This window comes from Pseudomonas sp. 5C2, assembly GCF_034314155.1.
GTDB lineage: Bacteria > Pseudomonadota > Gammaproteobacteria > Pseudomonadales > Pseudomonadaceae > Aquipseudomonas.
Map to the genome: position 1 here is coordinate 1,797,499 of NZ_JAVIWH010000003.1, position 24,335 is coordinate 1,821,833.

21 protein-coding genes are annotated in these 24,335 nt (G+C 59.5%); 8 read left to right on the top strand and 13 right to left on the bottom strand.

Going from position 1 to position 24,335, the window contains the following annotated elements:
* Positions 1-3: 3 nt before the first annotated feature.
* On the bottom strand, positions 4-1,353 hold the full coding sequence (locus tag RGU44_RS22900) for an MATE family efflux transporter (RefSeq protein WP_322177667.1): 1,350 nt from the start codon (positions 1,351-1,353) through the stop codon (positions 4-6).
* 144 nt (positions 1,354-1,497) lie between these two features.
* Here RGU44_RS22900 and RGU44_RS22905 point away from each other — a divergent pair, with 144 nt between their 5' ends.
* The gene (locus RGU44_RS22905; protein ID WP_322278051.1) at positions 1,498-6,411 is read left to right on the top strand and encodes an alpha-2-macroglobulin; all 4,914 of its coding nucleotides are present in this window, start codon (positions 1,498-1,500) and stop codon (positions 6,409-6,411) included.
* 34 nt (positions 6,412-6,445) lie between these two features.
* On the opposite strand, the gene RGU44_RS22910 is transcribed toward RGU44_RS22905, so the two are convergent.
* Entirely contained in the window at positions 6,446-6,739 is a 294-nt protein-coding gene (locus RGU44_RS22910) for a hypothetical protein (RefSeq protein ID WP_322278053.1), read from the bottom strand.
* 95 nt (positions 6,740-6,834) lie between these two features.
* Between RGU44_RS22910 and pbpC the strand changes: the two genes are divergently transcribed.
* Entirely contained in the window at positions 6,835-9,165 is a 2,331-nt protein-coding gene (gene pbpC, locus RGU44_RS22915) for a peptidoglycan glycosyltransferase PbpC (RefSeq protein ID WP_322278057.1), read from the top strand.
* 65 nt (positions 9,166-9,230) lie between these two features.
* Here pbpC and RGU44_RS22920 read toward each other — a convergent pair whose 3' ends face one another.
* The 5 genes from RGU44_RS22920 to RGU44_RS22940 all read right to left on the bottom strand — a co-directional run bounded on the left by RGU44_RS22920 (position 9,231) and on the right by RGU44_RS22940 (position 12,654).
* A complete protein-coding gene (locus RGU44_RS22920) occupies positions 9,231-9,782 on the bottom strand; it encodes a DUF4136 domain-containing protein (RefSeq protein ID WP_322278059.1) in 552 nt (183 codons plus the stop codon).
* Between the two features lie 19 nt (positions 9,783-9,801).
* On the bottom strand, positions 9,802-10,431 hold the full coding sequence (locus RGU44_RS22925) for a DUF4136 domain-containing protein (protein WP_322278062.1): 630 nt from the start codon (positions 10,429-10,431) through the stop codon (positions 9,802-9,804).
* A 37-nt stretch (positions 10,432-10,468) separates the two neighbouring features.
* Positions 10,469-11,218, bottom strand: a complete 750-nt coding sequence (locus tag RGU44_RS22930) for a methyltransferase domain-containing protein (protein ID WP_322278064.1) — start codon at positions 11,216-11,218, stop codon at positions 10,469-10,471.
* Positions 11,215-11,520, bottom strand: a complete 306-nt coding sequence (locus tag RGU44_RS22935) for a nucleotide pyrophosphohydrolase (RefSeq protein WP_219062549.1) — start codon at positions 11,518-11,520, stop codon at positions 11,215-11,217. Before RGU44_RS22935 ends, RGU44_RS22930 begins: the two co-directional genes overlap by 4 nt.
* A 105-nt stretch (positions 11,521-11,625) precedes the next feature.
* Positions 11,626-12,654 carry a bile acid:sodium symporter family protein gene (locus RGU44_RS22940; RefSeq protein ID WP_322278066.1) on the bottom strand — a complete coding sequence of 343 codons (1,029 nt, stop codon included), beginning with the start codon at positions 12,652-12,654 and terminating at the stop codon, positions 11,626-11,628.
* A 129-nt stretch (positions 12,655-12,783) separates the two neighbouring features.
* Between RGU44_RS22940 and RGU44_RS22945 the strand changes: the two genes are divergently transcribed.
* Both RGU44_RS22945 and RGU44_RS22950 read left to right on the top strand, forming a co-directional pair.
* The gene (locus RGU44_RS22945; RefSeq protein WP_407074675.1) at positions 12,784-13,590 is read left to right on the top strand and encodes an AraC family transcriptional regulator; all 807 of its coding nucleotides are present in this window, start codon (positions 12,784-12,786) and stop codon (positions 13,588-13,590) included.
* Between the two features lie 277 nt (positions 13,591-13,867).
* Positions 13,868-14,761, top strand: coding sequence for a PA4780 family RIO1-like protein kinase (locus RGU44_RS22950; protein ID WP_322278070.1), 894 nt, complete (start codon positions 13,868-13,870; stop codon positions 14,759-14,761).
* A gap of 68 nt (positions 14,762-14,829) precedes the next feature.
* Here RGU44_RS22950 and cueR read toward each other — a convergent pair whose 3' ends face one another.
* The 3 genes from cueR to RGU44_RS22965 all read right to left on the bottom strand — a co-directional run bounded on the left by cueR (position 14,830) and on the right by RGU44_RS22965 (position 17,880).
* On the bottom strand, positions 14,830-15,231 hold the full coding sequence (cueR, locus tag RGU44_RS22955) for a Cu(I)-responsive transcriptional regulator (RefSeq protein WP_322278073.1): 402 nt from the start codon (positions 15,229-15,231) through the stop codon (positions 14,830-14,832).
* 9 nt (positions 15,232-15,240) lie between these two features.
* Positions 15,241-17,430, bottom strand: coding sequence for a heavy metal translocating P-type ATPase (locus RGU44_RS22960; RefSeq protein WP_322278076.1), 2,190 nt, complete (start codon positions 17,428-17,430; stop codon positions 15,241-15,243).
* Positions 17,431-17,496: 66 nt separating this feature from the next.
* The gene (locus tag RGU44_RS22965; protein WP_322278078.1) at positions 17,497-17,880 is read right to left on the bottom strand and encodes a hypothetical protein; all 384 of its coding nucleotides are present in this window, start codon (positions 17,878-17,880) and stop codon (positions 17,497-17,499) included.
* A 146-nt stretch (positions 17,881-18,026) separates the two neighbouring features.
* Between RGU44_RS22965 and RGU44_RS22970 the strand changes: the two genes are divergently transcribed.
* A complete protein-coding gene (locus RGU44_RS22970) occupies positions 18,027-18,224 on the top strand; it encodes a heavy-metal-associated domain-containing protein (RefSeq protein ID WP_322278080.1) in 198 nt (65 codons plus the stop codon).
* Positions 18,225-18,366: 142 nt separating this feature from the next.
* Complete coding sequence (locus RGU44_RS22975; protein WP_322278082.1) at positions 18,367-19,572, top strand: multidrug effflux MFS transporter; 1,206 nt, start codon at positions 18,367-18,369, stop codon at positions 19,570-19,572.
* A gap of 29 nt (positions 19,573-19,601) precedes the next feature.
* On the opposite strand, the gene RGU44_RS22980 is transcribed toward RGU44_RS22975, so the two are convergent.
* Together RGU44_RS22980 and RGU44_RS22985 are read right to left on the bottom strand one after the other, a co-directional pair.
* Positions 19,602-19,781 (bottom strand): hypothetical protein, encoded by a 180-nt coding sequence (locus tag RGU44_RS22980; protein ID WP_219062561.1) that lies wholly within the window; start codon positions 19,779-19,781, stop codon positions 19,602-19,604.
* Between the two features lie 96 nt (positions 19,782-19,877).
* A complete protein-coding gene (locus RGU44_RS22985) occupies positions 19,878-20,891 on the bottom strand; it encodes a zinc-binding alcohol dehydrogenase family protein (RefSeq protein WP_322278084.1) in 1,014 nt (337 codons plus the stop codon).
* A gap of 124 nt (positions 20,892-21,015) precedes the next feature.
* Between RGU44_RS22985 and RGU44_RS22990 the strand changes: the two genes are divergently transcribed.
* Positions 21,016-21,933, top strand: coding sequence for a LysR family transcriptional regulator (locus RGU44_RS22990; RefSeq protein ID WP_322278086.1), 918 nt, complete (start codon positions 21,016-21,018; stop codon positions 21,931-21,933).
* Between the two features lie 617 nt (positions 21,934-22,550).
* Positions 22,551-23,252: a helix-turn-helix transcriptional regulator gene (locus tag RGU44_RS22995; protein ID WP_322278088.1), complete on the top strand. Its 702-nt coding sequence runs from the start codon at positions 22,551-22,553 to the stop codon at positions 23,250-23,252.
* A gap of 50 nt (positions 23,253-23,302) precedes the next feature.
* On the opposite strand, the gene RGU44_RS23000 is transcribed toward RGU44_RS22995, so the two are convergent.
* A complete protein-coding gene (locus RGU44_RS23000) occupies positions 23,303-24,256 on the bottom strand; it encodes an adenosine deaminase (RefSeq protein ID WP_322278090.1) in 954 nt (317 codons plus the stop codon).
* Positions 24,257-24,335: the final 79 nt, after the last annotated feature.

Genomic DNA, 24,335 nt, shown 5'->3' on the forward strand with positions numbered 1-24,335 from the left:
GGGTCAATGTCCAGCGTTGGCAAACCAGCCATTGCTGCGGTTCAGGCGCCAGGCAAGTATGCCCAGCGTCGCGCCGCGCAGCAGCATGAACACCATGAACGTCAGCCACAGCCCATGATTGCCCAGGCCTTGGGCGAACCAGGCCAGCGGCGCCACGAGCACCACGCTGAGGACCATGGCATTGCGCATCTCCCGCGCACGGGTCGCGCCGATGAACAGGCCATCGAGCAGATAGCTCCAGACCGCAACCAGCGGCAGCGCAGCCAGATAAGGCAAGTAGATAAAAGCGGTCTCACGCACGGCCGGGATATCGGTTTGCATCTGGATAAACAGATGCCCTGCGAACATGAACACTACCGCGAACGCGACACTGGCTAGCAGGGACCAACCGGCAGCAATCGTCAGCGAACGGCGCAACGCGGCTCGGTCATGGGCGCCAATGGCGTGACCGCACAGGGCCTCCACGGCGTGGGCCAGTCCGTCCAGTGCATGAGCGGTGAGCAGCAGGCCGTTAAGCAGTAGCGCGTTGGCGGCCACCGTGGCGTCTCCCAATCGCGCACCTTGTACCGTGATCAGAAAAAAGACCGATTGCAGCGCCAGACTGCGAATGAAGATGTCACGGTTGACCGCCAACAGTGGCCGCCAGCTCTGCCACAAGGCGAGTGCCGCCCACGCGACCTTGCCGGGGTAGGCACGTAATGCTTGTTGGGTCAGCGCCAGGCCGAGAAGGGCGCCGGTCCATTCAGCCAGCACCGAGGCCCGCGCTGAACCGACCACGCCCCACTCCAGGCCAATCACAAACCACAGATTGAGGGCGATGTTCACCAGGTTGGTGGTCAATAGAATTGCCAGCGGGGCACGGGCGTTCTGGGTGCCGAGAAACCAGCCGACCAGCGCGTAACTGGCCAGTGCAGCAGGCAGGCCAAACAGGCGGGTGTGGAAAAAATCCAGGGTCAGTTGCTTGAGATCGGCCGAGGGCTGCATCAGGCCCAGTGCCAGTTGGCTGAACGGTAAGGCGAAGAGGCCGAGCACCAGCGCCAGCAGTACGGCCAGCAGCAACCCTTGCAACAGGATTTTCCGCAGCGCTGCTCCATCGCTGCGCCCGGCAGCCTGCGCGGCAAACCCCGTGGTGCCCATGCGTAGAAAACCCATGGCCCAGGCGAGGAAGGTGTACAGGCTGGCACCTACTGCGACTGCGCCCAGTTGATGGGCATGCGGCAGATGGCCGATCACCGCACTGTCGACCAATGCCACCAATGGCACGGAAATATTGGACAGAATCATCGGTCCTGCCAGCGCCCAGACCCGGCGATGGGTAGGGCGGTCGCGCCAATCGTTCAGCAGTGTCGACATGAAAGCTCCCTGGAAGGTGCGCAGTGTAGCAATCCCCATGAGAACAAAGTCTCAATCCGGCGGTCTATCTGCCCACTGCGCTGCCCGTTAGGTCGCGGTTGCTCTATAGTTCACCCTCTCACTACCGCTGCCGATGAGTGACCCATGCTTGACAAAGGATTGTTTCTGGCCTGTGTGCTGACGCTGCTAAGCGCCTGCGATTCGTCCACTTCACACAAGGCTGCGCCGGCCTCCGCACCCAATCCGGCCGCCGCGGTCGTTGAGTCGAGCAAGCCCAAACCGGCACTGGATCTTTCTGCCCTGAGCCAACGCTATGCGGGCCGTGAGCTGACAGTGGTCGATGTCTCGGAAATCCAGGTCGAGGGTGCCAGCACCCTGTCCGTGAGCTTTTCCGTACCGCTGGACCCGGAGCAGAAATTCGCTGAAAAGCTGCACCTGGTGGACACCAAAACCGGCAAGGTCGACGGCGCTTGGGAACTCTCCGACAATTTGATGGAGCTGCGTCTGCGCCATCTTGAGCCTCAGCGCAAATTGGTCCTGACCCTGGATGCCGGTCTGCTCGGGGTGAACAAGGCCAAGCTGGCAGCGGAATACATCAGTCGTCTGGAAACCAGTGATCTGCAAGCCACCGTCGGTTTCGCCAGCCGTGGCAGTCTGTTGCCGACCCGGTTGGCCGAAGGTCTGCCGGTGATCGCGTTGAACGTCGCCAAGGTCGATGTTGAATTCTTCCGCATCAAGCCCGAATCCCTGCCTGCGTTTCTCAGCCAATGGGGCCGTAGCAGCACCTTGCAGGGTTATGAATCCAAAGACCTGTTGCCCATGGCCGATCTGGTCTATGGCGGCCGCTTCGACCTGAACCCGGCGCGCAATACACGGGAAACCCTGTTGCTGCCGATTGCCGGCCTCAAGCCGTTGCAACAGCCTGGCGTCTATCTGGCGGTCATGCGTGCTTCGGGCACTTACAACTATTCCCAGCCGGCGACCTTGTTCACCCTGAGCGACATTGGTCTGTCGGTGCACCGTTATCAGAATCGACTGGACGTGTTCACCCAAGCGCTGGAGGGTGGCAAGGCCCTGAGCGGTATCGAGCTTGAACTGTATGACGCCGATGGTCGCGTGGTCGGCCAGGGCAAGACCGATAACGCTGGACACGCCCAATTGCCATTGCCCGCCAAGGCCGAAGTGCTGCTGGCGCATCAACGTGAACAGACCAGCCTGCTGCGCCTGAACAGCGCGGCGCTGGACCTGGCCGAATTCGATATCACGGGGCCTAAAGCCCACCCTCTGCAATTCTTCGTCTTCGGCCCGCGCGATCTGTATCGCCCCGGCGAAACCGTGTTGCTCAACGGCCTGCTGCGTGACAGTGACGGCAAGGACGTGAAGCCGCAACCGATTAGCGTCGAAGTGCGTCGACCGGATGAACAGGTCAGCCGCAAGTTCGTCTGGGAAGCTGATGCGACATCGCTCTATCAATATCAGTTGCAACTCGCGGGTGAAGCGCCGACCGGGCGCTGGCAACTGGTCTTCGACCTCGGCGACGGCAAACCGCAGGTGTATGAATTCCAGGTAGAGGATTTCCTGCCAGAGCGTCTGGCGCTGGAAATCAAGGGCAGCGACACGGCGCTCAACCCAGCCGACAACGCTGATTTCAACATCAATGGCCGCTACCTGTACGGCGCTCCAGCATCGGGTAATCGCCTGACGGGCCAGCTGTATGTCCGACCGTTGCGTGATGCAGTAAAAGCCTTGCCCGGTTACCAGTTTGGCTCGATCACCGAAGAGGAGCTGAGCCAGGACCTCGACCTGGAAGAAAGCACCCTCGACGCCAATGGCGAGCTGAGCCTTGAGGTGGAGAGCAAATGGGCGCAGGCCAAATCGCCTCTGCAACTGATACTGCAAGCCAGCCTGCAAGAGTCTGGCGGACGCCCGATTACCCGGCGTTTGGTGCAACCGGTATGGCCAGCGGATCGGCTGCCGGGGCTGCGCGCCTTGTTCGACGGTGATCAGACCGATGGCAACGGTCCGGCAGAATTCGAGTTGTTGGTGGCTGACAGCGAAGGCCACAAACTGGCAGCCGATAACCTCAAGGTGCGGCTGGTGCGTGAGCGCCGCGACTACTACTGGAACTACTCGGAGAGCGATGGCTGGAGCTCTCGTTACAACGAGAAGTTCCTGAACCTTGACGAAGAAACCCTGAGCATCAAACAAGGCGACACTGCCAAAATCAGCTTCCCGGTGGAGTGGGGCCCATACCGCGTCGAGGTCGAAGACCCGGCAACCGGGATGATCAGCAGCCTGCGCTTCTGGGCCGGCTACCGCTGGCAGGACAATGCCGAAGGCGGCGCGGTGCGTCCGGATCAGGTCAAATTGGCGCTGGACAAACCGGCTTACGCCGACGGCGATACGGTCAACGTCACCGTCACACCTCCGGCGGCAGGCAAGGGTTACTTGTTGGTCGAGTCCAGCGACGGGCCGTTGTGGTGGCAGGAAATCGACGTGCCGGCTGAAGGCAAGCGCTTCGATATTGCGCTGGATAAACAATGGACGCGGCATGATCTGTACATCAGCGCGCTGGTGATTCGACCGGGCGAACGCAAAGCCAATATCACACCGAAACGTGCGGTGGGCGTGCTTCATCTGCCGCTGGATCGCTCACAACGCAAGCTGGCGCTGACGGTTTCGACACCCGAGAAAATGCGCCCCAAACAACCGTTGACCGTCAAGCTGCAAGCAAAAAATGCTGATGGCAGCGTGCCCAAAGAGGTGCATGTGCTGGTGTCGGCCGTGGACGTGGGCATCCTTAATATCACCGAGTACCCGACGCCAGACCCGTTCGCCAAGCTGTTCGGGCGCAAGGCGTATGGCGCTGATCAACTGGACATCTACGGGCAACTGATCGAAGCCGGGCGGGGTCGTTTGGCGAGTCTGGCGTTCGGTGGCGATGCAGCGTTGGCCAAGGGCGGTAAGCGTCCGGAAACCAGCGTGACCATCGTGGCGCTGCAAAGCGCGCCGGTGACCCTGAATGCGCAGGGCGAAGGCGAAATCAGTGTCGATATACCCGACTTCAACGGTGAACTACGGGTCATGGCGCAGGCCTGGACGGGCGAGCGTTACGGCATGGCTGAAGCTAAAACCGTGGTCGCCGCACCGCTGATTGCCGAACTCTCAGCCCCACGGTTTCTTGCGGGAGGCGATCAGACTCAACTGGCACTGGACCTGTCTAACCTGTCCGGCAAAGCACAAAAACTTACTGTCCAGCTCAGTGCTGAAGGGCAACTGAGCGTGATCAACGCCAGCGCCGGTCAGAGCGTTGAATTGGCTCAAGGCCAACGCATCACGCTACAGATTCCGGTACGCGCCGAAGGTGGTTTTGGCCAAGGGAAAATCAAGGTGGTCGTGCAAGGGCTGGACTTGCCGGGGGAAAACCTGCCGGCGTTTAGTCGAGAGTGGACCTTGGGTATACGCCCGGCCTATCCGGCGCTGCTCAAACACTACCGTGCGGTGCTCAAGGATCAAGCCTGGAGCCTGCCCGAGGGTGCGCTTGAAGCCTTTGAACCGGCGGGTCGCGAAGCATTGCTATCGGTGTCGAGTCGTCCGCCGTTGAACCTTGGCGAGCAGATTCGCGCACTGAAAGCCTACCCTTATGGTTGTCTGGAGCAGACCGCCAGCGGCCTGTACCCGTCACTGTATGCGGATGCCGCGAGCCTCAAACGCTTGGGGCTCGAAGGCGAGCCGGATGCTGATCGCAAGCGCAAGATCGAGCTGGGGATCGAGCGGCTGCTGGGCATGCAACGCTACAACGGCAGCTTCGGTTTGTGGGGCGCCGATGGCGAAGAGGAATACTGGCTGACCGCGTATGTCACCGATTTCCTCCTGCGGGCCCGCGAACAAGGATTTGCCGTACCACCTGAGGCCTTGAAAAAGGCCAATGAACGGCTGTTGCGTTACCTGCAAGAACGCAACCTGGTCGACGTCAACTACAGCGAAAATGCCGAACACACCCGCTTTGCCGTGCAGGCCTATGCAGGCTTGGTGCTGGCGCGCAGCCAACAGGCGCCGTTGGGCGCGTTGCGCAGCCTGTTCGACAGGCGCACCGATGCGCGCTCTGGTTTGCCGCTGGTGCAGCTGTCGATAGCGCTGGAAAAAATGGGTGATAAACCGCGTGCCGAACAGGCGCTGATCGGCGGTCTTGCGGCCACCCGCAAACCCAATGACTGGCTCGCCGACTATGGCAGTCCGCTACGCGATCAGGCGCTGATTTTTGCGCTGCTCGAAGAGAACAACCTGGCGGCAGACAAACGCGAAGAGCGGCTGTTTGAGCTCTCGGATCAACTGGCGGCCACGCAATGGTTGTCGACTCAGGAACGCAACTCGCTGTTCCTCGCCGGGCGTGGTGTGCTCGGCAAGCCGGAAGCCAACTGGGCCGCGCAACTGAGCAGCGGCAATCAAACGCGTGAACTGAGCAACCATCAGCCGGGCCTCAAGCTTGAAGGCGCAACCCTGGCGTCGCCGTTGTCGTTGCAAAACACAGGCAGCACGACCCTGTATCAACAGCTGACTATTTCCGGCTATCCACAGCAGCCGCCGTTACCGGGGGGTGAAAACCTGAGTATTCGCCGCGAGTACTTGGGTATGAAGGGCCAGGCGCTGAACCTTGATGCGCTGAAAAGCGGTGAGCTGGTGCTGGTCCATATCGAGGTCAAGGCCAGGCAGCGGGTGCCTGATGCACTGGTGGTGGATTTGCTGCCGGCCGGTCTGGAGTTGGAGAACCAGAACCTGGCGCAAAGCGCGGCCAGCCTGGCAGACGCCAGCAGTGAGGTCAAAGAGTGGCGCGAGTCGATGCAGAACGCCGGGCTCAAGCATCAGGAGTTCCGCGATGACCGTTATGTGGCTGCGCTGAATCTGGATGCCTTCAACACCACGCACCTGCTGTACCTGGCGCGAGCGGTGACCCCGGGCACCTACCGTGTGCCGCCGCCGCAGGTTGAATCCATGTACCGGCCTAACTGGCACGCCTTGGGTGACGCGCCGGCGCAGATGGTGGTGAAGGGGAAATGAGCCTGTAACCGTCGATCCGGCAGGGCAGGGTTTGCTAGTGAATTATCCAGCTCAACAACCACAGGCCCAGAATCAGATAAATGATGCCGAACACGATCGAGGCGCGCATGAAGGCGCGGATGGCGGAGTACAACAGCATCAGGCCGATGATCAGCGCCAGGATGCTGATCAGCGACGTGTCCATGCCCAGCGTTCGGGACAGGCCTTCGACAAAATTGCCACCGGCATGAGCCAGCAGATTGAATAGCCCATCCAATCCGTTCACGATAAATCGAATCACGGCGTCCAGCGCCTGGCCGAGCCATTCGAAAAAGCTTTCTACCTGCATGTCTGATTCCTGATGAGGCTAATAAAAGAACACCTGTGTTCGCTTGGGCTATCGGTCGGCTCTGCGAGTTCCCGAGATAATAGAGGCTCTTGCGCTTGAACCCCCGAAAACTTGCGCGCTGGACGATGGGCAGCCTGTTGCTGCTGATCGCCTTGCTGTGGCTGGCCGACCATCTCTGGCCGTTGCCGCTGCCCAAGGATGATCTGGCGCGTGTGGTCCTGGCCGAGGACGGTACGCCGCTGTGGCGGTTTGCCGATGCCAATGGCGTGTGGCGCTACCCGGTGACGACTGATCAGGTGTCGCCGTATTACCTCGATGCCTTACTGACGTATGAGGACCGCTGGTTCTATCAACATCCGGGGGTGAACCCGCTGGCGTTGCTTCGGGCGACCTGGCAGAACCTCAGCGGCGCACGGGTGGTGTCGGGCGGCAGCACGCTGTCGATGCAAGTGGCTCGTCTGCTCGATCCGCATTCGCGAACCCTGCCCGGCAAGTTGCGCCAGTTGTGGCGCACGGCACAGCTGGAATGGCATTTGTCCAAGGATCAGATTCTCGGCTTGTACCTTAACCGGGCGCCTTTCGGTGGGACGTTGCAGGGCGTGGCGGCCGCCAGCTGGGCATACTTGGGCAAGTCACCCTTGCAGCTGACCCGCGCCGATGCGGCGTTACTTGCGGTCTTGCCTCAGGCGCCGAGTCGTTTGCGCCCTGACCGCCACCCCAGGCGAGCGCAGGCGGCGCGTGACAAAGTGCTCAGGCGGCTGGCCGAGTTTCAGGTCTGGCCACAATCAGCGGTCGATGAGGCACTGGAAGAACCGCTGCTCCTGGCGCCGCGTCAGGAACCGAGCCTTGCGCCGTTGCTCGCCCGGCGCTTGAACCGCGCCGACAGCCCGCCGCTGATTCGCACCACTATCGACGCTACCTTGCAGCGTCGCCTCGAAGACTTGCTGCTGGGTTGGCGTGCGCGCTTACCGGAGCACACGTCGGCGGCGATTCTGGTGGTCGAGGAAGAGACCATGGCGGTGCGCGCTTACCTCGGTTCGGTTGACATCAATGATGCCCGGCGCTTCGGCCACGTCGACATGATCAGCGCGCTGCGCTCCCCGGGCTCGACCCTCAAGCCCTTTCTGTATGGCATGACACTGGACGCCGGGCTGATTCATTCCGAATCATTGCTGCAAGATGTGCCGCGCCGTTATGGCGATTATCGTCCGGGCAATTTTTCCTCGGGTTTCAGTGGCGCGGTTTCAGCCAGCAGCGCGTTGGCGATGTCGCTGAACCTGCCAGCGGTGCAATTGCTCGAAGCGTACGGCCCGAAACGCTTTGCCGCCGAGTTGCGCAACGGCGGTGTGCCGCTGACCCTGCCGCCGTTGGCCGAGCCGAATCTGGCCTTGATTCTGGGGGGCGCGGGCAGTCGTCTGGAAGACCTGGTCAGTGGTTACAGCGCCTTTGCTCGCGGCGGGAAAAACGCCAACCTGCGCCTGCAACCGCCAGATACATTGCGCGAACGAAGGATGCTGTCGCCCGGTTCAGCGTGGATCGTGCGGCGTATTCTCAGCGGTCAGGCTCGGCCGGACATCGACCCCCACGCCGACTTGGTCCAACGCCCGGTACTGGCCTGGAAGACCGGCACCAGTTATGGCTTTCGCGATGCGTGGGCAATTGGAGTGGGGCCCCGATTCCTGATCGGCATCTGGATCGGTCGCCCGGACGGCACGCCGGTACCGGGGCAATTCGGCCTGGCGTCGGCGGCACCGTTGATGCTCCAGGTGCATGACATGCTGATCAACCGCGACAGTCAACGCGGCATTACCGCCCCCGTGCAACCGGTGCCGATGAACGTGGGTGTCGCGGCGATCTGCTGGCCATTGGGCCAGCCCATGAGTAAAAGCGATCCGAACTGCCGACGTCAGCGTTTCGCCTGGACGCTGGACAACACCACGCCGCCGACTTTGCAGGCCGCCGATCAACCGCTCGGCCTGGGGTTGTTGGAGAAAATATGGGTCAATGGCAAAGGCCTGCGGGTCGCCGCCAATTGCCCCGACGCACAGCCTCGGGACATAGCATTGTGGCCTGCGCCGCTGGAACCGTGGCTGCCGCGCCTGGAGCGCCGTGACGCCCGGATGCCGCCGAGCGATCCCGAGTGCCCACCCCAAGCCTCAAGCCTGGCTGCACCGTTGTCGGTGGTCGGTGTGCGAGAGGGGGATCAGTTGCGCCTGCCGACGGGCAGTAAAAACTCGCTGCGTCTCACCCTGTCGGCGTTGGGTGGCAGTGGTCGGCGCTGGTGGTTTATTGATGGTGTGCCCACGGCCGACACGGCTGACCAAGGCAGCTTCAACCCGACCCTGAGCCGGTTGGGACGCTATCAACTCAGCGTCCTCGATGAAGGCGGGCACACGGCACGGGTTGAATTCAGTGTCGTGGATTGAGTCGATCCCCTGTCCTTGATCCGCATCGTCGTGGCGACCTCACAGGGTCGATCTGAAGGATCTGCTCAGCGCGGTGGATACTGCGCCAGCACCTTGGCCACGGTCTGCCGGATTGCTGTATCGCGAGCCGCCGGGTTGTTCGTGTCGGTGTCCACGACCTGTTCGGTGCTGCCGCGCCACACCAATTTGCCGTCTTTGCCGTCGAGAAAATCGATTTGCAGGGTGCTGACTTTGTAGTCGACGCTACGGGTTTCGCTCATGCCTCCCCATCCGCCCCAGCCGTTGCCCCATGGACCACCGCCATAGTTGGTGTTGATCATCTGCTGACGATTCTCGACGATCAGGTAGGTTTGCACTTGGACATCAACTTTGCCCCCCGCCTGCGCCATACGCAGCCCGCGTTGATCGAGTTGCTCAGCCACCGCCTGACGAATGCGTTGTTCGGTCAGGTCGCTTTTTATCCGAGGATCATCGGGGCGGTATTGAACCCCTGGCTCTTTCCAGCCCCAGGTTCGATAGGCGCCAAAGTCCCTTGATGCATCGAAGTCGCGGTTGACCGGGGTTGCACAGGCACCGAGTACCAACGCGAGAGACAGTACAGCCAGGCGGCGGAACATGATGGTTCTCCGGTAAAGATTATGAGGGAGGGTACGCCTTCAGGGCTTGTTGCACCGCCTGACGCAAGGCCTTGCCACGGGCAGACTGGTCGCCGCCACTGGCCGTTTCGGCGCTCGCACTCCATACAGGCTGACCGCTTTTTCCGTCGAACAGGCTGATGCGCACCACGATCACTTGCTCTTGATACGTACGCACGATTGGGACTGTTGCATACGCGCCATAACCGCCGCCGTGATAGCCGTCGTAATGGCTATAACCCATCCCACCGCCGTAGTAAGGATTGTAGGCGTCTTCACGGTATTGCCGCAGACGTGTTTCCAGGCGCACATCGGCGCTTACGCGCACGTCTGCCGGTTGATTGTTCATCGCCGGGCGTAAGCCGCGCTGATCCAGGCCATTGCCGATAGCTTCAGCCAGCTGCGCCGAATCCGCCCATGCTGAGCCCGTCGGGAGCTGGTCGTTGACCCAGGCCCAATTGCGATAACGCCCATAATCCCGGGGTGCCGCCGGGTAGGCGCTCAGGTCCAGCGTATGGGCCGCTTGCGCCGGTGCCGGCGGTATAGGGTTGGCGCTGGCGACATAGGGATTGCTGCTCTGACAGGCGCTAAGCCCCAGGCAGAGGAGGATTAAAGCGAGGCGGCACTTCATGATGGTCTCCGCAATGAGCCTCTTGGCGATGAACTACTCACCGTGGCTTGCACATCCAGTGCAGATAGCGCCCCAAGCCGGCAAAGGCAGGGTGGCGACGGTGGGCCAGTTCCATTTCCAGCAAATCCGCGAGTTGGACCCTGGCCTGAAATTCAGGCGGCATATAGTCGTGGAAAACCCGTACACCACTTTGGGTTTCGACCTGCCACAGAGGTTCAAGTTGCGCTGCTAATTCGCGCGGATCAAGGGGTTGTTGCGGGGTCAGGCTTTGCTTTTCTCCCGCCATGTCATTTTTGCGCATTTTGCGGAAATGACCTTTGAGCAGATTGCGATAAATCAAGGCGTCGCGGTTATAAAACGCCAGCGACAGCCAGCCGTCTTTCCGGGTCAACTGGTGTAGGACTGGCAGGATCGCGTGGGGTTCTGCGAGCCATTCCAGCACGGCGTGACAGATCACCAGATCATAAGGTTCGGTCAGTTGGCCGAGCAATTGTTGCCAGGAGGCCTGAATGAAGGTCGCGCTTTGCCCTGCATCGGCAAAGCGTTGGCGTGCGCTGTCGAGCATGGGTTCGGCCGGTTCGGCCAACGTTACCTGATGCCCGTGTTCGGCCAGCCACAACGACATATGGCCCAACCCGGCACCGATATCCAGGACGCGCAGAGGCCGGTCAGGCAGGACCTCGATGAGGTCAGCCTGCAAAACGGCCAGGCGGATGGCACCTTTGGCGCCGCCATAGATTTTTTCGGCGAAACGGGTCGCGAGCAGATCGAAATGACGGTCGCTCATTTGCTGAAACGCCGTTCGCTGTCGGCCAGTTTGTTGCGCACCACTTGATCCATATCCAGCCCCAACTCGCTGCACATCAGCAGCAGATACAAGACGATATCGCCCACTTCCTGCCCGGCATGCGCCAGTTGTTCAGCAGGCAACTGCCGCGATTGGTCTTCGCTGAGCCATTGGAAAATCTCGACCAGTTCGGCCATTTCCACGCTGGCAGCCATGGCCAGGTTTTTCGGGCTGTGGAATGGGCGCCAGTCATTCTGGTCGCGGATCTGGTGCAGGCGTTGGGTGAGTTCGTCGAGGTTCATGGGTCTCTCCTGAAGGCGTGTAGCTTCAAGGGGATGACGGCCGGAAGCAAGTGCTTCGAACGGCTGGAGACACGGTGTGTGGCTTACCTGAGTGGCACAAAGGTTTTAAGCCGCTCGGGCTTCTTCTCGTGCGGCTTGTGATAACTGTTTATGGTTGCGACTCGCGTAGTTTTCCGCGATCACCGAACAGACGATCAGCTGCATCGGGTGATAGATCATGATCGGCAACAGGATCAGGCCCAGCCCAGGGTTGGCGCCGAATATCAGTGCCGCCATCGGTGCGCCGGCGGCCAGGGACTTTTTGCTCGCGCAAAACACCGCTGCCACTTCATCGGCGTGATTGAAGTTCAGGGCGCGAGTCGTGCGCGTGGTCATGAACAGAATGACTGCCAGCAAGACGCCACTGCCAATAAAGGCGCTGAGAATCACCGTATCGCCTTGCTGTTGCCACATGCCGGACACCATCGAATTGCAAAACGCGGCGTAGACCAGCAACAGGATCACGACCTTGTCGACGATGTTGGTGTAGCGCTTGTGCCGGGCGAAAAAGGTGCCGAGGAACGGACGCACCAGTTGTCCCAGCACCAGTGGCAACAGAAGCATTGCGCTCAAGTCGAGCAGGGTCGAACCCAGATCAATCCCGCCAGCACCCGTGCCAACCACCAGGCTCACCAGCCAAGGGGTCATGAAAATCCCGAACACACTGGACATGCTGGCATTGAGAATGGCTGCGGGAACGTTGCCTCCGGCACTGCCGGTCAGGGCAACTGAAGAGGAAATGGTTGAGGGCAGGGCGCACAGATAGAAGAAGCCGAGCATCAACAGGGCTGGCATGTGGGAGCCAAACAGTTGGTTGCAGATCAGCCAGATCAGGGGGAAGACCACGAACGTGAAGCCCTGCACCATAATGTGCAGTTTCCAGTTTTTCAGGCCGTGGCTGATTTGTTCGCTGGACAGGTTCACCCCGTGCAGGAAGAACACCAGAAATACCCCGATGTTGATCACATATTCGGCATGCATCCCGCCGCCAGCACTGCCGAAGCCTGGGAAGAAATACGCAAGTAACGTCGCGATCAGCATGCCGCAAAGGAACCAGTCCGTGACAACGCGTTTGAGGTGCTTGAAGGCATGCATAAAGAGATCGGCCTGATGTTGTGGAGACGTTCTTGAGAGGGGAACGCGCTATAAAAGAGTTTTGTAAAAAAAGATGACCGAAGGTTAACCTGCGCGCGATGATGCCGTCTTGCGACATAAGGTCAATCGATAGCGACTAACGGACAATCTATGGGCTTTCGTCAGGGTAACGAGCGTCAGATACCTCTACTCAGCGCTTTGCCGAGGCCGGTCTATGCGCGGGCGGAAAGCCTGGGTGCGGGTTCCTGGACGCCGCCTCATCGTCATGACTGGGTGCAGTTTTCTTATGCAATCAGCGGTGTATTGGGTGTGCATACCGCCGAGGGCAGTTTTTTCGCGCCGCCGCAGTGGGGCGTGTGGATTCCGGCCGGGGTCGAGCATGACGTGGCCACGTCGATGCGTGCGGAGATGCGTAGCCTGTATGTGCGCAAGGACGATTGCCGTTGGGCGCCGGAGCGTTGTCGCGTTCTGGAAGTCACGCCGTTGGCCCGCGAGCTGATCAAGACGTTTTGTTTGCTGCCGCCAAGTTATCCACAGGGTGACAGCAGTGAGGCGCGGCTGGTGCAGGTGCTGCTCGATCAACTGGCCCATCTGCCGGAAGTCGGGTTCTCTCTGCCGCTACCGCGTCATCCGCGTTTGCTTGGGCTGTGCGACGAATTGATCGAAAACCCCAGTCAGTCGATCACCCTGCAGGGCTGGGCCGAGCGTCTGGGCATGTCGGAAAAAACGGTGATGCGTTTGTTTCAGCGCGAAACTGGCTTGAGTTTTCGTGGATGGCGTCAGCGCGCGCGATTGTTATCCTCGCTCAGCGCACTGGAAGAGGGCGAAAGCGTGACAAACACGGCCCTGTCCTGTGGGTATGACTCGACCTCGGCGTTCATCGCCGCGTTTAAAAGCTTGTTTGGCTTCACCCCGGGTGAGTTGTTCAAGCCTTGATGCCTGCGGTCTGGTGTTTTTTGCAGGCCCGTCTTAGAGAATTTATGTTATCTGTAACGCCAATGGATAAAACTGCTTACAGCTTGCGTGGTCCCATCTGACTGGGCTCGGTTATGCTCTGCCCGGCATGGAAGCTGCTAAGAACCTGCTAAATAGTTGAAGCCTTTCGTAAATCTCTGAAGGTCAAAGGTCGGCATCTACTACTCGCTGTGAGAGGATTGCCGTATAACGAGCAACAATCGCGTGTTTGGCAACGAAGGACCCACAATAAAAGCTGATGAAGACTCCAAAACGCATTGAACCCCTGATCGAGGACGGTCTGGTCGACGAGGTGCTGCGCCCACTCATGAGTGGTAAAGAGGCAGCTGTTTATGTGGTGCGCTGTGGCAACGAGCTGCGGTGCGCCAAGGTTTACAAGGAGGCGAATAAACGAAGTTTCCGGCAGGCCGCGGAGTATCAGGAGGGTCGTAAGGTTCGCAACAGCCGGCAGGCCCGAGCGATGGCCAAGGGCTCGAAGTTCGGTCGTAAAGAGACCGAAGATGCCTGGCAGAATGCTGAAGTAGCCGCGCTGTTTCGTTTGGCCAGCGCGGGTGTGCGAGTGCCCAAGCCGTACGACTTCCTTGAAGGCGTGCTGTTGATGGAACTGATCGCCGACGAGTTTGGCGACGCGGCACCTCGCTTGAACGATGTGGTGATGGAACCGGATCAGGCGCGGGAGTATCACGAGTTCCTGATCAGGCAGATCGTGTTGATGCTGTGTACCGGTCTGGTGCACGGTGACTTGTCCGAGTTCAACGTGCTGTTGACCCCGGGCGGGCCGGTGATTATCGATCTGCCGCAGGCTGTCGACGCCGCAGGCAACAACCATGCATTTAGCATGTTGGAGCGCGATGTCGGCAACATGGCTTCTTATTTCGGACGCTTTGCCCCGGAATTGAAGGCAACCCGGTACGCGAAAGAGATGTGGGCGCTTTATGAAGCTGGCATCTTGCACCCGGGCAGTCCGCTGACCGGCGAGTTCGATGAGCCTGAAGACCTGGCCGATGTCGGTGGGGTTCTGCGGGAAATCGAGGCGGCCCGTCTGGACGAGGATCACCGTCAGGCTGTCCGCGCCGCAGATGACGCGCCACCGAGCAAAACCGAAGAGCCGCCTCCACCCTGGATGCAGTGATCCGCTAAATAAAAAATCCGGCTCAGGCCGGATTTTTTATTGGGCAGTCGAAACCCCTGCGGCCAGGATCAGTCGCAGCACCCTCCCGATGCCAGGTCCTTGAGAATCGGACAGTCCGGACGATGGTCGCCCTGGCAGTGCTCGACCAGTTCTTGCAAGGTATCGCGCAGGCTGGCCAGCTCGCTGATCTTCTGGTCCAGCGCAGTGATGTGTTGACGTGCCAGGGCTTTCACGTCGCTGCTGGCACGCTGGCGGTCTTGCCACAGGGTCAGCAGTTTGGCCACTTCTTCCAGTGAGAAACCCAGGTCCCGCGAACGCTTGATGAAGGCCAGCGTATGCAGATCTTCCGACCCATACAGTCGATAACCGCTGTCACTGCGGTGCGCGGCCTTGAGCAGTCCAATGGACTCGTAATAACGAATCATCTTGGCGCTCAGACCACTGTTTTTGGCGGCTTGACCGATGTTCATCATGGCTCCTCAATCGATATCCTTCGGTTTCCAGGTTTTCAGCAGCAGCGCATTGCTCACCACACTGACGCTCGACAGCGCCATCGCAGCGCCCGCCAACACGGGGTTGAGGAAGCCGAATGCGGCCAGTGGAATGCCGATCAGGTTGTAGACGAAGGCCCAGAACAGGTTCTGGCGAATCTTCGCATAGGTTTTGCGGCTGATCTCCAGCGCCGCCGGGATCAAGCGCGGGTCGCCGCGCATCAGGGTAATCCCGGCCGCATGCATGGCCACATCGGTTCCGCCGCCCATGGCGATGCCGATGTCTGCCGCCGCCAATGCCGGTGCGTCGTTGATGCCGTCACCAACCATTGCCACCACCCCGGTTTTTTTCAGCTCGACAATGGTCGCCGCTTTATCGGCGGGTAGGACTTCTGCGTGCACATCGCTGATACCCAATGCTTCGGCCACCGCGCGGGCGCTGCCGCGGTTGTCGCCGGTGAGCAAGTGGCTGCTGATATGGCGTGCAGTGAGTTGTTGAACCGCTTCCAGAGCGCCGGGCTTGAGCGTGTCTCCAAAGGCCAACAACCCCAGTACCGATGGCTGCGCACCACGCTCGATCAACCAGGACAACGTACGACCTTCTGCCTCCCATGATTGCGCGGATGGCGCCAGGGCTCCCATGGTCAGGCCGCTTTCTTCCAGCAGGCGGCGATTACCCAGCGCCAGATCCCGACCTTGCACGGTCCCGGCAATGCCTCGCCCTGGCAGCGCCTGGCTGGCGGTGACTGTCTCGATGTTCAAATGGCGGGCCGTGCAGGCATCCAGCACGGCTTTGGCCAGTGGGTGCTCGCTGCCCTGTTGCAGCGAGCCGGCCCATTGCAGCAGGGCGTCTTCGTTGCCACCGACAGCGCTCAAGTGGGCGATGCGTGGTGTACCGGAGGTCAGCGTGCCGGTCTTGTCGAAGACCATGGCCGTGACTTCGTGGGCGCGCTCGAGTGCTTCCGCGTCCTTGATCAAAATGCCGTAACGCGCCGCCACGCCGGTGCCGGCCATGATCGCCGTTGGCGTTGCCAGCCCCAGCGCGCATGGGCAGGCAATCACTAACACCGCCACGGCATTGATCAGAGCTGTTTCCAGTGGTGCTCCGGCCAACAGCCATCCCATCAGGGTGATGACGGCGATCACCAGCACCGTCGGGACGAATACCTGACTGACTTTATCCACAAGTTTCTGAATAGGGGCTTTGCTCGCCTGAGCATCCTCGACCAGACGAATGATCCGCGCTAACACGGTTTCCGCGCCCAGCGCCCGGGTCTTGACCAGCAAGCGGCCTTCGCCATTAATCGCGCCACCGGTCACCTTGTCGCCTGGCTGCTTCGGCACGGGCAGGCTCTCACCACTGATCAAGGCTTCGTCGGCGTGGCTCTGGCCATCAATGACTTCGCCATCCACCGGGAAGCGTTCGCCGGGCTTGACCACCACCAGATCGTTGAGGCGCAAAGCGCTGATGGCCACGTCCCGTTCTTGTCCGTCGATCAGTTGGATAGCACGTTCGGGGCGCAGTGCCTCCAGCGCGCGAATGGCGCTGGCGGTCTGGCGTTTGGCGCGGCTTTCCAGGTATTTGCCCAGCAGTACCAGTGCGATCACCACTGCCGAGGCTTCGAAATACAGATGCGGCATGCTGCCCGGAGGGGTGTGCGCCCATTGATAAAGGCTCAGTCCATAACCGGCACTGGTGCCCAGCGCGACCAGCAAATCCATGTTGCCAGCACCGGCCCTGATGGCTTTCCAGGCGGCGATGTAAAACCGCGCGCCGAGAATGAATTGCACGGGCGTTGCCAAGGCAAATTGCACCCAGGCCGGTAGCATCCAGTGCACACCCAATGGCGCCACCAGCATGGGTAGAACCAGCGGCAGCGCGAGGGCAATCGCCAACAGTAATGCCCAGCGCTCCCGGGTCAGTCGTTGTTGTTGGTTGTCGGCGTTGGCGCGAGTGTCTTCCAGCAGGCTTGCGCCGTAACCGGCCTGGGTAACGGCCGCAATCAGTACCGCCGGGTCGATAGGCCCCGACGATTCGACGTGCGCGCGTTCGCTGGCGAGATTGACGCTGACAGTTTTGACGCCGGCAACTTTGCTTAATGCGCGCTCGACCCGTCCGGCACAACTGGCGCAGGTCATTCCGGTTATGGGTAATTCGAGCGTATTGGACATAGGCATGGGTCAGTTCCCTGAGAGCTATGCCTCAAGGATTAACCTTGCCATACGGGTAAGGTCAAGCCCCAATCAATATTCCAGAGCCGCCCGCTTCAGGTACATGCCATTGGGGCCCATGGCGATCCGGTATTTGCTGACTTCGCCGGCCTTTATGTCAATAACCATGCTCGGGGGGACGTCCATGCCTGGCAGGCATCCCGATGCCTTGCCGGGTAACAGGCGAAGACGTACCGTGGTTTTACCCGGCGCCAGGTTGAAGGACGTCGACTCCTCCTGAAATAAACGCCCGACCAATTGGTCCTGGAGATACAGACCGATCTCGCATGAGGTGTTCACCTCCAGCCGCTCCCGGGAAATAATCAGGACGCCGTAGTCTTGCGAGTCGGCGTTGGCGAAGGGTACTGTCGCCCATAGGCCGAGGATGCTCATTAGACTCAATGCTGACCAGCGCATTGCTGATACTCCTGCTTTTAATACGGTTATGACGCAGCTTGGCCGAGCCGTGAGACGAATACCAGCCCGGCAGAAAAAAACAGGGGCTTGACCTTGCCATGATGGAAAGGTTGAACATGCCTGCAACCTTACCGAGGAGCAACAATATGCAACGATTCAATGTTCAGGGTATGACCTGTGGCCACTGTGTTCGGGCAATCACCCAAGCGCTGCAGAGCAGCGACCCGGCGGCAGATGTCCAGGTCGACTTGACCAGTGGCGAAGTGCGGGTTGAAAGCACACTCACGGCCGAGGTCATTATCAGTCTGATCAGCGCTGAAGGGTATGCGGTGCAGAAGATTTAAACGATGCGCCGAGTGATTGTGTTCCTGCTTTGCGACGGTACGACCCGCTGAACAATTTTGAAGTAATTTCCCCATCAAGGCGCTCTAAGGATTCAGGACGGTTAGACTAGCTAATTGCGCTGGACACAGTTTTGGATGCCCGATGAACCTGAGAATAATCTTGATTCTTGGCGCTTTGAGCGCTTTTGGGCCGCTGGCCATTGATTTTTATCTGCCTGGTTTTCCGGCGATTGCCTTGGCTTTTGGCACCGACGAAAAACATGTGCAACTGACCTTGGCGTCTTATTTTCTGGGCTTGTCCATCGGCCAGTTGGCCTATGGTCCGGTCGCGGATCGCTTTGGTCGGCGCGTGCCGTTGCTGGTGGGGGTCGGGCTCTTTACCCTGGCATCGCTAGCGTGCGCTTTTGCGCCCACTCTTGAGTGGCTGATTGCTGCGCGCTTCGTTCAGGCGTTGGGCGGATGCGCCGGGATGGTGTTGTCGCGAGCCATTGTGAGTGATAAGTGCGACGCCGTGCAGTCGGCGAAAGTCTTCTCGCAATTGATGTTGATCATGGGCCTGGCGCCGATTCTCGCACCCATGCTGGGTGGTCTGTTGGTCAACCTGTATGGCTGGCAGTCGATCTTTCTGGTGCTGACGGTATTCAGTGCTGTGTGCTCGCTGGCGGTTGCGCTGGGCTTGCCGGAAAGCATGCCAGCGACCCATCCACGCCATCCGTTGGCCGGTGCATTGGGGCAATATCGGCGGTTGTTGGCTGATCGGATATTTCTCGGTCATGCCTTGACCGGCGGCATCGCGATAGCCGGTATGTTCGCCTACATCGCGGGCTCACCATTCGTATTCATCAAGTTGTATGGCGTGCCGCCCGAGCACTATGGCTGGCTGTTCGGTGCGAACGCGGCGGGTTTCATTCTGGTGGCGCAGGTCAATGCGCGCATATTGGGCAAACTCGGACCAGCGCTTCTGTTGTCTCGCACGGTCTGGGTTTATCTGGCAGCGGCGCTGGTCTTGCTCGGCATTGCCGAACTGCACACTCAGGCGCTTTGGCCGCTATTGATCCCGTTGTTTATCTGCATTGCCAGCCTGGGCTGCATCATCCCCAATGCTTCGGCCTGTGCCATGAACGGCCAGTGGGCGAGGGCAGGGAGTGCGTCGGCGTTACTCGGGTGCCTGCAATTCAGTGTCGCCGCAGGGGCATCCGCATTGGTGGGCGTGTTGCACGATGGCAGCGCAGTTCCCATGGCAATGGTGATTAGTTTGTGCGGGATTTTTGCGGTGAGTGCCGCAGTATTGACCCGCCGTTTGCAGCGCACGCGTGATGCGAGTGTGGCTCAAACGGCTCAGGTCTGAGGCTGCCCGAGTTGCAGGCCAGCCTTGGCTCAGCCGGTGGCTTGCTGGCGACTTTCAGGTAATTTGTGCGGAGCCCGCAGCCGGGATTCAAGCGTGTTGACGAAGGCGCGGGCTTCGGCTTCAGAACGAAAACTCACGACATGCTGATCCATCCGGACCTGCCACGGGCCGCCTTGGGATTTTGCTGATTCACGTACCAGGACTTTCATTGCTGACTCCCTCCTGTTGGTAAGGCTGCAATTGTAGACCTGGATCAGGCGAAAATAATGATCCAGGTCAAACCTCAGACTGACGGTCTTAAGTGATCAAAAACCTTCGAGAACGATCTTGCCTTTGGCCTTGCCGCTTTCCAGAAACGCATGAGCGCGACGCAGGTTGGCGGCGTTGATGGTGCCGAAGTGTTCACCAAAAGTGGTTTTCAAGGTGCCAGCATCAATCAGCTCCGCGACGCGGTTGAGCAGCTTGTGCTGCTCGATCATGTCGGCGGTTTCGAACAGCGACCGGGTGTACATGAACTCCCAATGCAGTGACAGACTCTTGCGTTTCAGCTTGCTGACGTCGAGGGACTTGGGGTCGTCGATCAAGGCCAGCCGACCTTGCGGCGCCAGGGCTTCGACCAGTTGATCCAGATGCTGGTCGGTCTGTGTCAGGCTGGCCACGTGAGTCACCTGTGGCAGACCCGCGCGGGTGAGTTCTTCGTTCAGCGGCTTGCTGTGATCAAGCACATGATGCGCGCCCAGTTGGCGAACCCATGCCTCGGTTTCAGGTCGTGAGGCGGTGCCAATAACGTTCAACCCTGTGAGCTGCCGGGCCAACTGAGTGAGCATCGAACCCACGCCACCGGCAGCACCGACGATCATCAGACGCTGTCCGGTGTCAGTGGCGCCTTCAGTAATTTGCAGGCGCTCGAAGAGCAGCTCCCATGCAGTGATTGCCGTCAGCGGCAAGGCTGCGGCATGGGCGAAGCTCAAGGATTTTGGCATGTGCCCGACGATTCGCTCATCGACCACGTGCCGTTCGCTGTTGGCACCAGCGCGGGCGATGGAGCCTGCATAGAACACCTTGTCGCCCGGTTGAAATAGCGTCACTTCGCTGCCGACCGCTTTGACGATACCGGCCACGTCCCAACCCAGGACCTTGGCGTCGCCGCCTTCGGGTTGAACGTTCTGACGAACCTTGGTATCGACCGGATTGACGGAGATGGCTTTGACCTCCACCAGCAAGTCCTGAGGACCGGCAACCGGCTCGGCCAGCTCGATGTCCTGCAATGACCGGGGGTCGCTGATCGGCAGGGACTGGTAATACGCGATAGCTTTCATGGGGCGCTCCTGAGAAGTAAGCCTGAATAAATGGCATGGAGGGATGATTGGCTATTTCTCTTAAAGATAAAACCCGCTAAAACTGCAGGCTCTTTCAATTTATTTTTGATAATGCGAGCAAGTGATGCTGCGTTTTGATGATCTGCAACTGTTTGTCCGGGCCACCGATCTGGGCAGCCTGTCCGCTGCTGCGCGGGTCATGGACATGTCGGCGGCGGTCGCCAGCGCTGCGCTCAAACGTATCGAGCAGCAACTGGGCGCGCGTCTTTTGGCACGCTCGACCCGTAGCCTGCGTCTGACGGCCGAGGGTGAGGGGTTCCTCGAATACGCCCGCGCGGCCCTGAGTAGCCTGGAAGAGGGGCAGCGCTTTCTGGCCAGCAGCCAGGATCAAGTCAGTGGCGTCCTGCTGCTGTCGGCGCCCTCGGATTTTGGCCGTAACGTGTTATTGCCCTGGCTCGACGAATTCCAGCGTCAACATCCGCTGCTCACGGTCCGCCTGCTGCTGGGCGACAGGATTGCCGATCTATTTCGCCAGCCGGTAGACATTGCTCTGCGTTATGGAGAGCCGGAAGATTCGAGCCTTATCGCGTTACCCATCGTCCCGGATAACCGTCGCGTGTTATGCGCCGCCCCGTCGTATCTGGCCCGTCATGGTGAACCCCAGCATGTGGAACAGTTGGCACAGCACAACTGCCTGCTGTTCATGCTAGGCAATCGGGTGCATGACCATTGGCGTTTCCATGACGGCAAACGTGAAATGGGTTTGACCGTGCACGGGGATCGTTTTAGCGACGATGCTGACGTCGTACGCCGGTGGGCATTGGCCGGTGTTGGCGTTGCCTATAAATCCTGGCTGGATGTTGCGGCCGATGTGCATGCCGGACGCCTGAAGCTATTGATCCCGGAACTGCAGGGGGAACTGGCCCCGCTCAATGTGCTCTGTGCGCACCGGGCGCAACTGAGTAAGCCGGTCAATTTATTGTGCGAAATGCTCAGGTCACGCTGTGCGGAGTTGGCGCAACGGCATCCTGACAGCAAGTGACGTCAGGTTCATGTTGCGGTGGCTTACAGCGGCAATGGAATCGTCTGACAGTCGACACACAGGCGCTCTGGAGAAAAAAAGATTATCAAGTGTTTTCAGCGTAAACATCGCTGTTTTGAGGTCGTATTTTCTTGCCTGTTTTTTGTGTTTTTTCCGTAGGCATTTCCCTCGTGATGCACGCCAGATTTTTCTGAGGTCGGCTGAGAGTGTCCGGCCAGCGCTGCTTTCACGGCAGCCAGGTAAATCGAGACGGGTTTTCGTTGGCCTGGGTGATGTCTGACTTTGCCTATAGGGTGTCAGCTAATCCTCTGTCGTGGTTTTAATCCCATTTCGTAACAGGGCGCTGGGCTTATACTTGGCGCCAGCGGCCAGGTCCGCATAGGTCGCCAAGCCAGGTCCGAGGTGCAGGACGCTACCAGGCGAGGCGTTATCAATGCAGATGTGAGTGGGGCGTCTGAGGCAGAAACGGTTGCGGTATGTAAGCGCTGCGAGATGACGTTCTGGGCGTACGAGGTCAAATACAGCCCTTGTTTTGGCGGCTTAGCGTCTTGGCTGGACCCGATTTGCTGTTCACTATGTCAGTGCAATAGACGAATGTTTCAACAGGGAGTGAATACATGGAATATGCACCTTGCATTAGCCAGATTGCCGCGCTGCTGGCTGACCCCAAGCGCAGTGCAATGATTTGGGCGTTGATGGATGGTACCGCCCGCCCCGCGGACGAGCTGGCTTTGATGGCTGGTCTATCCACTTCTTCGGCAGGTGCGCATCTGGCGCGACTGACTACCGGCGGGCTATTGAAGCAGGAGGCTCGCGGCAGAAAGCGTTTTTTCCGACTGGCTGCACCGGAAGTTGGCACTGCAGTCGAGGCGCTGGCCAATGCATCGATGGTCAGCACCGATCACATCAGCAGAAGTGTGTCACAACCCGTTCCACCCACACCGCTTTCGCCGCTACGTCGTGCCCGGATTTGTTCCGACCATCTTGGGGGCGAGTTGGCTGCGGAACTGTATCAGCGTCTGTTGGGTGCGGGCTGGATCGAACAACATGAGCAGCGCGTCGAAGTCACCAGCAAAGGTGTCGCTCAATTTGCCGAGCGCGGCATCTATGTTCCGGCGCTGGCCCATCGAAAGCTTAAGACCGTTTGCGCTTGCCCCGACTGGAGCGAGCGCAAGCCGCATTTAGGCGGAGCATTGGGTGCCGGGTTACTGCAATTGTTCATACAGTTGGGCTGGTTGCGCACTAGCGATGAGTCCACCGCTTTGCAGGTCTCGACTAACGGTCAGCGTGAGATCAGCAAAATAGCTTCGGCTGCCTGATGGCCCCATCGTTCTCGCGCGTTCATTGCGCGGGAACGATTACCGCTGCATCAAGGCTTGACCAACCGTGCATCCAGGCTGTTTTGCGCCAGGCGTCGGGCCTGATCCTGAGTCATCCCCAGATGCTTGTGCAGCGCGTAAAAATTCTCGGTCACATAACCACCGAAATACGCAGGGTCGTCTGAATTGACCGTGACTTTCACACCGCGCTCAAGCATGTCGAGAATGTTGTGGTGGGCCATGTCGTCGAAGACGCAGAGCTTGGTATTGGACAGCGGACACACCGTCAGCGGGATCTGTTCATCAATGATGCGCTGCATCAGCCGCTCATCTTCGATAGCGCGCACACCATGATCGATACGCTGAATCTTCAACAGGTCCAGCGCTTGCCAAATGTATTCGGGTGGGCCTTCTTCGCCTGCATGGGCTACTGTCAAAAAGCCTTCGTTACGGGCGCGGTCGAACACGCGCTGGAACTTGCTCGGAGGATGGCCCATCTCTGAGCTGTCGAGACCCACTGCAATAAATGCATCGCGAAATGGCAGCGCTTGATCGAGGGTTTTTTCAGCTTCTTCTTCGCTCAAATGGCGCAGGAAGCTGAGAATCAACCCGCTGGAGATACCGAGTTTTTCCTGGCCATCCTTCAATGCACTGGCGATACCGTTGATCACCACTTCAAAGGGGATGCCCCGATCGGTATGGGTTTGCGGATCAAAGAAGGGTTCGGTGTGAATGACGTTTTGCGCCTTGCAGCGTTGCAGGTAAGCCCAAGTCAGGTCGTAAAAATCCTGCTCGGTGCGCAGTACATCCGCACCCCGGTAATACAGGTCGAGAAACTCCTGCAAATTGTTGAAGGCATAGGCCCGGCGCAATGTTTCGACATCGGCCCAAGGCAAGGCGATCTTGTTGCGATCAGCCAGTGCAAAGAGCAATTCGGGTTCCAGCGAGCCTTCCAGGTGCAGGTGCAGTTCTGCCTTGGGCAATGCGTTGAGCCATTCGTACATGTGCTTTTCTCATCAGGTGCAGATAGTCGCCATTCTACAGACGGATGTCCGCTTTGAGATCGCTTCCTTTACGTGGCGT